The organism is Singulisphaera sp. GP187 (assembly GCF_900129635.1).
Taxonomy (GTDB): Bacteria; Planctomycetota; Planctomycetia; order Isosphaerales; family Isosphaeraceae; genus Singulisphaera.
The window spans coordinates 1,650,332-1,662,211 of record NZ_FSRB01000002.1 but is presented as its reverse complement, the minus strand read 5'-3'; the positions used below and the strand labels follow the sequence as shown (position 1 = coordinate 1,662,211).

The window sequence follows — 11,880 nt, the reverse complement described above, 5'->3', positions numbered from 1 at the left end:
GAAAAGGCTGCTTGCAACCCGAAGCAGGAACGATCACGATCGTCTTAAGCCCCAAGCAGGTGCTCGCGGCGAATGCGCGCCCCTTGGTCCTGTTCATCCCACCGAGAGACACACCAGGCATGCCCTCCTCAAGACAGGTCACAACACCACCCACCCCTCAAAACCAACAACGCTCCCGCTTCAGTTCCCTTGTTCAGGCCATTGGAACTTCGTTCTGCCTCTTCCTCTTGAGTGTCCTGACGATCGAAGCGCGCGCCCAGACCGCTACGGCTGAGAAAACCAAGCTGACCCGCGCGGGTTCGGAGACGATCCTCAAGCCCGGCGACAACGGATCAGCCGTTGAAGACATCCAGCGCCGACTCAACGAAGAGCTCAAACCTTCGCCTCGCCTGGACATCGATGGTGACTACGGCGACGCCACCCGCGATGCGGTCAGCCGATTCCAGCGTGCCAACGGGTTCCGAGCGACCGGCATCATTGACGGTCGGACCCGAACCGCGCTGGGAACTAAGCCGATCGTGGTCCCGGACGTCCCGACCCCCGCAGAGGTCAACGCCCAGACGCCGGACAAGCGTCCTGCCGACTCGCTCGACGGACCACCGTTCGTTTCCGCGAAAGCATGGGCCATCGCCGACGGACGAACCGGCGAGATCCTCTGGGGAGATCACCAGGCCGAGCCACTGCCGATGGCCAGCACGACCAAGATGATGACCGCGCTGGTCGTGGCCCGCATCGTCGAGCGCAATCCGAAGGTCCTTGATGAAGTCATTACCTTTTCCGAACGAGCGGACGAGACGGGCGGATCGACCGCGGGCGTCCGCGCCGGCGAACAGGTGACTGTCCGTGAACTGCTCTACGGCTTGATGCTCCCTTCAGGCAACGACGCCTCCGTGGCCTTCGGCGAGCACTTCGGCACTCGGCTCAAAAAATCAGGAGACGACTCGGCCAAGGCCGATTCCTTGACCCAGTTTATCGCCGAGATGAATCGGGTTGCGACCGAGCTCGGGCTGAAGGAAACCCGGTTCGCCAACACCCACGGCCTCCCCGCCGAGGACCACCACTCCAGCGCCGGCGACCTGGCCAAGCTCGCGCGTCAGGTGCTCAAGCATCCGGTCCTCGCCTCCGTTGTTTCGACCGTGAAGCGGGGAACCACGCTCAAGGACGCCGAGGGCAAGACCAGGAACATCGTCTGGTCGAACACCAACCGACTGCTCGCCACCGAAGGCTACGATGGCGTCAAAACCGGAACGACCACCGCGGCCGGTGCCTGCCTCGTCGCCAGCGGCCACCGCGGTGACGACCACTTGATCGTCGTCATCCTCGGAGCGGTGACGTCGGACAGCCGCTACCTCGATGCGAAAAACCTGTTTCGCTGGGGCTGGATCCAGCGCGGCCAGACCGCATCGAAGTCCCCTGCCGATGCCAACGCCCGCCCCGCCAGCTCACCGACCGAAGCCCAGCGCGCTCAATAACCCGACCGGCCCGGCCGTCGGGATTCATCCCAGCGGCTCGTGCCTGGCTTGTCGGGTGGGCACGGCCCATCACAGAATTGGCTTTTGATAAGCCCATAAGATAGTGGGCCGTGCCCACCCGACAAGACGATGGGAAGCGAGGATCAAGCCCCATCGTTGCGGAAGTATTGCCGGAAGGCCTGCATGGTGCGTTCGGCGGCGGAGTCCGGATCGGGGTAGGGGAATGCCTCGGCAGAGACGTAGCCTTGGTACTCGATTTCCTCGAGGGCCGCGACGATCGGTGCGAAGTCGATGTGACCGAGTCCCGCGGGACGGCGGTTGGAATCGACGAAGTGAACGTGACCGATGGCCCCGCGCCCCGCGCGAATCGCGGCGGGAAGGTTAGCCTCCTCAATATTCATATGAAAGAGGTCGGCCAGCAACACCACGTTCCGGGTCGAGAGCGAGCGGAGGATGACCATTCCCGCTTCGACCGTGTTGGCCATGTTCGTCTCGTACCGATTGAGAGGCTCGTAGACCAACGGGACGCCATAATTCTTGGCATGCTCGCCCAACTCTTCGAGGGCGTCCGCCAGGTAGCCGGCAGCGGTCGCAGCATCAACGCCGTCGCCGCTCCGACCTTGCATCGAGCCGATGATCGCCGGCGCTTGGAACGGACCCGCGAAATCAATGATCGCCCGGATGAAGTCGCGTGCTCGGGACCGTACCGACGACTCGGGATGCACGAGGTTCAGGCGGTGCTTCACCCAGCCCGCTCCGGTGCCGACCGCCGCGAGTGCCAGCCCGTGCCCCGCGAGTAAAGTCCGAAGCGCCACCGGGTCCACCTCGTCGGGACCAGGCGGAAAGATCTCGACCGCGTCGAAGCCGAGCTCACTCGCCTTGCGGCAGGCGCCCGCAAGGTCGTCCCAGAAGACGAACGGACCGCCCCGGGCCTCGGGCACAAGACTGATGGTGACGGCCGAGCGAATCGCCATAGCAATGGATCCCGTGTCGTAAATTCTTTGATGCAATCGCCCGAGTGCGCGATCGTTCCTCAGAGCCGCATGGCGGTGAAGCCGCCATCGACGTAGTAGGTCGCCCCGGTGATGAACGAGCCGGCGTTCCGGGAGAGCAGGAGGAGGGTCGCTCCGACGAGTTCTCGAGGGTCCCCGAACCGGGCCATCGGGGTTTGCTTCATGATGGTTTCAATGCGCGCGGGGTCGAGGATCTTGCGGTTCTGCTCGGCCGGGAAGAAGCCAGGGCTCAACGCATTGACCCGGACGCCCGACGGGGCGAGCTCACGGGCAACATTTTGGGTGAGGTTGACCACGGCCGCTTTGGCGGCCGAATAGGCGAACACGCGGGAGAGCGGCAGGTGAGCCGACACACTCGCGATGTTCAGAATCGATCCGCCGCCCGCCGAGGCCATCTGGCCACCGAAGATCTGGCAGCCCCAGTGAACCGCCTTGAGATTGCTCTGGAAGACGCGATCCCAATCCTCGTCCTTCGCCTCGAGGTAGGCACTGGCGCTATTGACCCCGGCGCCGTTGATCACCATGTCGACCTGTCCGTCGGTCGTGAGAACATGGTCGAGCAGCCCCGCAATCGAGTCGCGATGGGTGACATCGACCGGGGCAAAGCTCGCCCGACCACCGGCCGACTTGATCGCCTCAACCCGCGCGGCCCCTTTCTCCGGGTCGCGTCCGGCCACCACAACTTTCGCTCCGGCCTTCGCCACCCCCTCAGCCAGCGCACCGCCCAGGACTCCCGTTCCGCCGATGACCACGGCCACCTGCCCTGACAGGCCAAACAACTGCTCGACAAAGCTCTGGGTCATCGCCCCTCTTCCTCTCAAAGAAATCCACGTCGGTTCAACGTCCCCGGCTCGCTCTCGCTCTTGGCTATCATCTCACATCCCGAGACGAAGGGCCTCCAGGTGTCGGCTAAAGTGGTCGGCAAGCACTTCGGTGTAAGTGTCCGGGTGCCGTTCGAGTGTCTCGCGGACCGCCGGGCCAAGGGTCGGGTCGGTCAAGGTTGACCCGAACGTGCAATGGAGGATTTGTCGCCCGGGATGGGTGAAGCCGGCGCCCGGCGGCACATCCGCCCACGACTCCAGGTAGAGCCGCTCCAGATCCGCCGGCTCCGCGACCTCGGACGCCGGGGGCGCCGAGCGGAGGGTCGCCGAGACATGGTAGGTCGCCCGATCGGTCTCGTACCGGCCGCGGGCGAACTCGACGAGCCGGCGGAACAAGGGGACATCGTGCCGAGCCACGACCCGGAGCGCTTCCAGGTAGCTCGTACCGGCCGTCTTCACGTGAAACCGGCCGCGGGTCGCTCGTGCCAGCGCCGCGTACATCGAGAGCTTATCAGAGCCCGAATGCAGGCTCAGCTTGTACGGACCGAGCAGCGTGGCGATCGCGGCATGGTCATGGAGCGAGTGCTCGAGCGCGGCGACATCCCCTTTGTAGTCGACCCCTTTCTCAAGGTCGCCGATGTAGCGGGGGGCCAGGCTGATCAGCTTCATCCCCCGCTGGAGGCACTGATCGGCAATAATGAAGTGCTCGGCCAGTGTGGTTGGTTGCTCGGTCTCGTCGACGCTTAATTCGATCTCATAGTCCCGGCCCGCCCGGTCATGGACCCGCGCGATGTGCTCCGCGATCCGGATCGCATGGTTCAAGGCACGACCATACTTCACAGCCGCACGCAGGCAGGCTTGTTCATCCAACGAAACGATGGTTCCCGTGGCAAGCCCGACCGTCTTGCCCTGATAGCCGCCGACCCAATCCACCTCGCCGGCGACGGCGGCGAACCGCGTGCGCAGGGTCGCCTCACCATAATCATCGGCGTGGGCGTCCACGCTATCGGACGGGTCGATCGTAAAAAAAGTGAAGCCGACGGCGGCCGTCGCATCAACGTCCGCCGTCGTCTTCAGGTGGTCCGCATCCGCTCCGGTGCGCCCGTTCCAGCCCGCCGCCCGCATGCCCCCCAGCGCGTCGTTCATCACGCGTTGAGGGGTCCGGCCCGTCCGAGCCATCTCGCGAATCGATTGTTGAGGAAAGATCGGCTGAATCCCGCCGCCGGAGCGATGCATCGCCGCGACGTGACCCGGTGTCGCCAGCCCGATGCGGTCTCCGAAGCCAAAGCTCGGTTCAAGCCCCAAGGTCACGCAGGCCGTGAGCTTGGCCTGGTCATTCGTCCTCTGCGTCATCGGTCAAGGGCTCCGGGGCCGCGGCGGGCTCACGCTTACCAAGAAAAATCAATTCACTTCAACGATTGCCTTGATGACACCCGTCTCGGCCTTCGTGAACGATGGAAAGAGACCGGGCAGGTCATCGAACGCGGCGCGATGCGTGATCCAGGGCTTCGTATCGATCATCCCCTCTTCAATGAGTCCGATGATCCGCCGGAAATCGCCCGGGAGCGCGTTCCGGGAACAGAGCAATGTTCCCTCGGGCTTGTGGAACAGAGCGTGTTTGAAATGGACCTCTTCGGTCGTGATCCCGACGAAGACGATCCGGCCCCCGGGCGCGATCAGACCGAAGGCGTTCGACATCGAAGCGCTATTGCCCGTGGCGTCGATCACCACGTCGGGCAGGTGGCCGTCGGTCAAGTCGCGCAAGTCTTTTTCTACGTGTTCGGAATTCTTGACGGTGTGCTTGACACCCATCACGCGTCGGCAGAAATCGAGCCGATGCTCGTTCACATCCAGGACGATGGTCTTCGCGCCGGTCAGCTTGACGAACTCCAGGGTCGAAAGCCCGATCGGCCCGGCGCCGATGATCAGAACCGACTCATCGCCCAGGGGTGCGGCACGATTGACGGCGTGGCAGCCGATCGCCAGGGTCTCGACGATGGCAAGCTGATCGAAGGTCAACGAGATCGAGGGATGAAGCTTTCGCGCCGGGAGAATGAACTCAGGGCGCAGGCCACCATCACGATGGACGCCGAGCACCTGCAGGTTTTCGCAGCAGTTCGGATGCCCGCGACGGCTGGCGTAGCTATTCGGGTCGTTGATGTAAGGCTCGACCGAACAGTGGTCGCCCGGCTTGACTTGCGTGACCCCTTCGCCGATGGCGAGCACTTCGACGCCCAGCTCGTGGCCCGGGATTCGAGGATAACTGAAGAAGGGCATCTTCCCCAGGTAACCGCTGATGTCGGTCCCGCAGACGCCCACGCGATGAACCCGTACCAGCGCTTCGCCAGGCCCGGGACTGCCCGGCGAATCGATCTCGACGCACTTGAGGTTCTTGGGGGATTCCAACAACAGGGCTTTCATCGAAGCTTCTCCACGAGTAGGCCGGGGGCCGAATCGGCCGGGGCTCCGTCATCGGATCCGTTCTGAAAAGCACGACTGTCCGTTACTTCACTTCATATCATACGGCACAAACACGACACGAAATCAATTCCCGGATCCGGGGCTGGGATCGTTGTTCTCCGGGCGCCCCTCGGTATAAAACCAGTTCTGGATCGGGCGAAGGATCGCCAACACTTCGCTCAGAAGTTGCGGGTCCAGCGGCGTCTGAGCCCACTTGACCCAGCTCTGGACATTCTCCGGGTTCGCTGAGCCGACGATGCAGGTGGTCATGTCGGCATCTGCGATCGAGAACTGCAAGGCGAGCTGGGCGATATCCACCCCGCGTGCCGTGCAGTGCTCGGCGGCCTGGCGGCAGAGGGCGCGGACTTCCGGGGTGGCCTTGTGCCAGGGCGGAAGCGGGGCATTGGTCAGGAGCCGTGCCGAGAACGGCGCGGCGTTCATGATCCCAACTCCTTTGGCTTGCAGATAGGGGACCAGGTCGGCAAGCATCGTGTTTTGCAGCGTGTAGTGGTTGTACGAGAGAATGACATCGAGCTCAGCGCGGTCGAGGATCGCCTTGAAGATCGCCATCGGATAGCCGCTCACGCCGATGAACCGCACCTTGCCCTGCGCCTGGAGTCGCCGGAGCGCGGGCAGCGTTTCCTCGAGAATCTGCGAAAGCTCGACGAACTCGATGTCGTGACAGAGCACGATGTCGAGATGATCGACCTTCATCCGTTCGAGGCTCACGTCAACGCTCTCGACCACCCGGCGGGCGGAGAAATCAAAGTGAGCCGGCGCATAACGTCCGAGTTTCGTGCCCAGGAGGTATCGATCTCGGGGAATCTCGCGGAGCGCCACCCCGAGCATGCATTCGCTCATCCCACGACCGTAATACGGGGACGTGTCGATGAAATTCATCCCCGAGTCGAGCGCCACATGAACCGATCGGATCGCCTGATTGAGATCGACCGGCCGAAACTCCTGTCCCAGTGAGGACGCTCCGAAGCTGAGTTGGGACAATTGCAGGCCGGTCCGGCCGAGAGGTCGGAAAATCATTACGCACAGTCCCCAGGCGTCGCACGATCAGCCGTAGTCATTCGCGAAAGATGACCGCAATCGTATCCAATCGGGGCGCAAGGTCCATGACCTTGCCCCAGAAAGTCCATTTGAAGGCAAGTGGGGAGCGGATCGCCTCAAGCCGAAACGCAACAGGGACCACGGGAGTTGGCGATTCAGGTTGCCCACGACCTCCTGCAACGTGCCAACCACAATCGTCAGTCTTGCCCCTTGTGGTGCGACTCGCCATTTACTTAAGATTCTTTAGTAATCGATTCGCCCGCGTCGTGCTCGCTTCTTTTGATGCCCATCGCGCACAAGTACGGAGACCTCGTCATGAGATCGATGGCGAAGCAGGCGCTCGTCGCCTGGACCTTCCCGGCTCTGGCTCTCTTGTTGGGTTCGGGGCCGCTCATCGAGGCGGCCGAGCCGATGCGGGTCCTCTTTCTGGGCGATCAGGGGCATCATCGCCCGGCGGACCGGTTTCGCCAGATCGATCCCGTCCTGCGGTCACGCGGCATCGAGCTGACGTATACCGAGGACGTCAACGATCTGAATCCAAAGACACTGGCCGGCTACAAGGCCGTTCTCCTCTATGCCAACATCGACAGAATTGGGGACGACCAAGAGAGCGCCCTGCTCGACTACGTCAACGGCGGTGGTGGATTCGTTCCGATTCACTGCGCCTCGTACTGCTTCCGGAATTCCAGCAAGGTCGTCGCCTTGATGGGAGCCCAGTTCCTGCGACACGGGACGGGGGTGATGCGTGACACCATCACCGAGTCCGATCATCCGCTGATGAAGGGATATCGCGGCTTCGAGAGCTGGGACGAGACCTACGTTCACCACAAGCACAACGCCGAAGGGCGGACCGTGCTCGCCTACCGGGTGGACGATCAAGGGCGAGAGCCCTGGACCTGGGTCCGAACGCAAGACAAGGGACGCGTGTTCTATACTGCGTGGGGCCATGACGAACGCACCTGGGGCAACCCCGGCTTCGAGAACCTGCTCGAACGGGGGATTCGCTGGGCCGCGGCCACCGATCCGGCCGTCGCGGGGGCGTTTGCTGAGCAAGGTGCCCCGCCGCTGCCGACGATGACTCCCAAGAACAAGGACGTGAAGCCATTCGATTATGAAGAAGCCAAGATCGCGTTCTATCCGCCGGACGGGCCGCGGCAAGGCAACGGGTCCTGGAACAAGATGCAGCGCCCGGTCGATCCCAGCGAGTCGCAAAAGCACATCATCGTCCCCGAGGGATTCACCGCCGAGCTCTTCGCCGCGGAACCGCAAATCGACAAGCCGCTCTGCATGAACTGGGACGAGCGCGGACGGCTCTGGATCGCCGAGAGCATCGACTACCCGAACGAGCTCAAGCCCGAAGGCAGCGGCCGCGATCGGATCAAAATCTGCGAAGACACCGACGGCGACGGCCGAGCCGACAAGTTCACCATTTTCGCCGACAAGCTGAGCATTCCGACCAGCCTGACCTTTTCCCGCGGCGGCCTGATCGTTCATCAGGCGCCCCAGACCCTCTTCCTCAAAGACAATGACGGCGACGACAAGGCGGACGAGCGGCGAGTCTTGTTCGGTGGCTGGAACACGCACGATACCCATGCCGGGCCGAGCAACTTGCGGTACGGGCTCGACAACTGGATCTGGGGAATGGTCGGCTACTCGGGCTTCTCGGGAACGGTGGGTGGCGAACGGCTCCGGTTCTCGCAAGGGTTCTATCGCTTCAAGCCGGACGGTTCCACGCTCGAGTTCCTCCGGAGCACGAGCAACAACTCCTGGGGCGTCGGGATCAGCGAAGAAGGGCTGGTGTTCGGGTCGACCGCCAATCGAAATCCGAGCATGTACCTGGCGATCCCGAACCGCTACTACGAAGCGGTGCGCGGCTGGTCGTCGAACGTACTGGGAATGATCGCCGACACTCACATGTTCAAGGCGGTGACCGACCGGGTCCGCCAGGTCGACCACCACGGCGGTTACACCGCGGGGGCAGGGCACGCGCTCTACACCGCCCGCGCCTATCCCGAATTCTACTGGAACCGCACCGCGTTCGTCGCCGAGCCAACCGGCCATCTCGTCGGCACGTTCGTCCTGAAGCGGGACGGGAGCGACTTTCATTCGACCAACCCGGTGAACCTGTTCGCCAGCGACGATGAATGGACCGCGCCAACGATGGCGGAGGTTGGGCCCGACGGCCAGGTCTGGGTCATCGACTGGTACAACTACATCGTGCAGCACAACCCGACCCCCGCCGGCTTCAAGACGGGCCGGGGAGGAGCCTACGAAACCGACCTCCGCGACAAGACCCACGGCCGGATCTACCGCGTCGTGAATCGAGCCGCCAAGCCCGAGCCGCCACTGTCGCTGGCGAAAGCCACTCCCGGGCAGCTCGTCGACACGCTCAAGAACAGCAACATGTTTTGGAGAATTCACGCTCAACGTCTGCTCGTTGAGCGCGGCGATCGTGACGTCCTGCCCGCCTTATTCGCGCTCACACGCGACCCGGGAGTTGACGCGATCGGCTTGAATCCCGCCGCCATCCATGCCCTCTGGACGATCCAGGGCCTCGGCGCCCTGGACGGATCCAACCCCGAGGCGGCCGGCGTGGCCACCGCGGCGCTCGGGCATCCGTCGGCGGGGGTGAGGATGAACGCCCTGAAAGTGCTGCCGCGGAACCCGCAATCCCTGGAAGCGGTCCTGACCCAGGGGCTCCTCAAGGATTCCGACGCCTTGGTCAGGCTCAATGCACTCTTGGCGCTCGCGGAGATGCCCGAATCGGCGGGCGTCGGCCAGGTGGTCGCCACGCTGCTCGGGAAGCCGGAGAATGCGGGCGATCGTTGGATCCCCGACGCGGCCACGGCCGTCGCAGCGCGAAACGCACTCGACTTCCTGGAGGCTGTCGCCAAGACGAAACCGGTTTCGACTCGAGTTCTCGCGGTCACGAACATCGTCGCGGAGCACTATGCCCGTGGGGGCCCGACGACGTCGGTCAACCGTCTGATCGCTTCGTTGGACGACGCCGATCCCAGCGTCGTCGAGACGATCGTCGCGGGCCTGGTCAAGGGCTGGCCCAAGGATCGGCCGGCGACGCTTGACGAGAAGGCGGAGAAGACCCTGGCCGGTGTCCTGCCCCGGATCTCGCCGGGCGCCAAGGGGCAACTGCTTCGGTTGGCGACCGGCTGGGGGAGCCGGCACTTCGAGGCTTATGCCGTCGAGGTGGGCAAGTCGCTGCTGGCGGACGTGCGTGACGAGGGTCAGACGGAGCAACAGCGAATCGCCACCGCGAAGCAGTTGATCGGCTTCCGCCCGGACGACCCCGCCGTGGTCGATGCCCTGCTTGAAATCATCACGCCCCGGACCGCGCCGACGTTGGCCAAGGGAATCATCGAGGCCCTGGGAGAAAGTGGGTCGGAGTCGGTCGGCCCGGCCCTGATCAAGTTGCTTGGCCGGCTCACGCCCACGGCGAAGTCGACCGCCATCGGAGTCTTGCTCCGCCGCCCGGTGGCGACCACCGCGCTCTTGAACGCGATCGAGCAGCAAGAGGTCTCGCTGGGGGATCTGACCCTCGACCAGACCCAGTCGCTGGCCGCCCATCCCGAGGCCAAGATCCGTCAGCGGGCGCGGGCCTTGCTCACGCGCGGGGGGAGCCTGCCGAACGCCGACCGTCAAAAAGTGATCGAAGAACTTTCACCGCTCGTGCTCCGCAAAGGAGACGCCGCCCTCGGAAAGGTCGTCTTTCAGCAGCAGTGCCTCAAGTGCCACACCCATGGCGCGGAGGGGGGGAAGGTCGGGCCCGACCTCACCGGGATGGCCGTTCATCCCAAGGAGGAACTGCTTGTTCATATCCTCGACCCGAGCCGGAGCGTCGAAGGCAACTACCGCCAGTACAACGTGGCGACCACCGATGGCCAGGTCTTCGTCGGTGTCTTGACGTCCGAGACGAAGACGGCGATTGAGCTGGGCGACGCGGAAGGAAAGCCCCACGTCATCCTTCGCGCGGATGTCGAGGAGTTGCAAGCGTCACCCAAGTCAGTCATGCCCGAGGGCTTCGAGAAACAGGTGAATCCCGAGGGAATCGCCAACCTGCTCGAGTTCCTCACCCAACGAGGCAAGTACTTGCCGCTCGACCTGGCCAAGTCGGCCACCATCGTCAGCACGACGGGAATGTTCTACAGCAAGGACGCCGGGGCGGAACGCCTGATCTTCCGCGACTGGTCACCCAAGACATTTGAAGGGGTGCCGTTCCGACTCGTCGACCCGCGTGGGGAACGCGTCCCCAACGTCATCCTACTCTTCGGCCCCTCGGGCACGCTGCCGCCCACGATGCCGAAGTCGGTCAGCCTCGCGTGCAACGTCCCGGCCAAGGCAATCCACCTGCTCAGCGGCGTGAGCGGCTGGGGCTATCCGGGTGGCACGGAAGGGTCGGTCTCGATGATCGTTCGCCTGCACTATGCCGGTGGAGCAACCGAGGACCACCCGCTCAAGAACGGGATCCACTTCGCCGACTACATCCGCCGCGTCGACGTCCCCGAGTCGAAATTCGCGTACTCACTGTTCGGTCGGCAGATCCGCTACCTGGCGATCGCCCCCAAGCGGAACGACGTCATCACCCAGATTGAATTCGTCAAAGGCCCCGACGGCACGGCCCCGGTCGTCATGGCAGTGACCGTCGAGGGCGAGGAATAGGACTCGGGACGCTCGCCTCATCGCTTTACAGCGGTTTGCTAACGCGTTGCGCAAGCTGCCGCCGATTTTAGCCCCAACGGGGCGGCTTAAGGAAGCCCGGGGCAACGCCCCGGGAAATCAATACACTTGCATTTAAAAGCCCTGTAAGGGCGGCCTAAACCGGGCGATGGACCTGGGTCGATCGGTCTGGTAGGGGTGACCCGTTGGGCCGCCCCTACAGGGCTTGGGAACCTTGGTGGCCGATTCCCCAGGGCGTTGCCCTGGGCTTCCATGGACCGCCCCGTTGGGGCTGAAATCAAGCGACACGAGAACTTGTCAGGGCCCGTTGGATAGGTCACGGCGGGACGATGCCAATGCCGCTTGCTCCGAATCCCTGGCTCG

The 11,880-nt window shown here is 63.7% G+C and carries 7 protein-coding genes; 2 read left to right on the top strand and 5 right to left on the bottom strand.

Going from position 1 to position 11,880, the window contains the following annotated elements:
• The first annotated feature begins 11 nt into the window (after positions 1-11).
• A complete protein-coding gene (locus BUS42_RS31070; protein ID WP_254053904.1) occupies positions 12-1,472 on the top strand; it encodes a peptidoglycan-binding protein in 1,461 nt (486 codons plus the stop codon).
• A 143-nt stretch (positions 1,473-1,615) separates the two neighbouring features.
• On the opposite strand, the gene BUS42_RS31065 is transcribed toward BUS42_RS31070, so the two are convergent.
• From BUS42_RS31065 to BUS42_RS31045, 5 genes are all read right to left on the bottom strand, one after another.
• On the bottom strand, positions 1,616-2,446 hold the full coding sequence (locus BUS42_RS31065) for a sugar phosphate isomerase/epimerase family protein (RefSeq protein ID WP_074313563.1): 831 nt from the start codon (positions 2,444-2,446) through the stop codon (positions 1,616-1,618).
• Between the two features lie 59 nt (positions 2,447-2,505).
• On the bottom strand, positions 2,506-3,288 hold the full coding sequence (locus BUS42_RS31060) for an SDR family oxidoreductase (protein ID WP_074313561.1): 783 nt from the start codon (positions 3,286-3,288) through the stop codon (positions 2,506-2,508).
• Positions 3,289-3,360: 72 nt separating this feature from the next.
• A complete protein-coding gene (locus BUS42_RS31055) occupies positions 3,361-4,659 on the bottom strand; it encodes a tagaturonate epimerase family protein (protein ID WP_074313559.1) in 1,299 nt (432 codons plus the stop codon).
• A 48-nt stretch (positions 4,660-4,707) separates the two neighbouring features.
• Positions 4,708-5,727 (bottom strand): zinc-binding alcohol dehydrogenase family protein, encoded by a 1,020-nt coding sequence (locus BUS42_RS31050; protein WP_074313557.1) that lies wholly within the window; start codon positions 5,725-5,727, stop codon positions 4,708-4,710.
• 123 nt (positions 5,728-5,850) lie between these two features.
• Positions 5,851-6,804: an aldo/keto reductase gene (locus BUS42_RS31045; RefSeq protein ID WP_074313555.1), complete on the bottom strand. Its 954-nt coding sequence runs from the start codon at positions 6,802-6,804 to the stop codon at positions 5,851-5,853.
• 336 nt (positions 6,805-7,140) lie between these two features.
• Here BUS42_RS31045 and BUS42_RS31040 point away from each other — a divergent pair, with 336 nt between their 5' ends.
• A complete protein-coding gene (locus BUS42_RS31040) occupies positions 7,141-11,499 on the top strand; it encodes a PVC-type heme-binding CxxCH protein (protein WP_074315519.1) in 4,359 nt (1,452 codons plus the stop codon).
• The last annotated feature ends 381 nt before the right edge of the window (positions 11,500-11,880 follow it).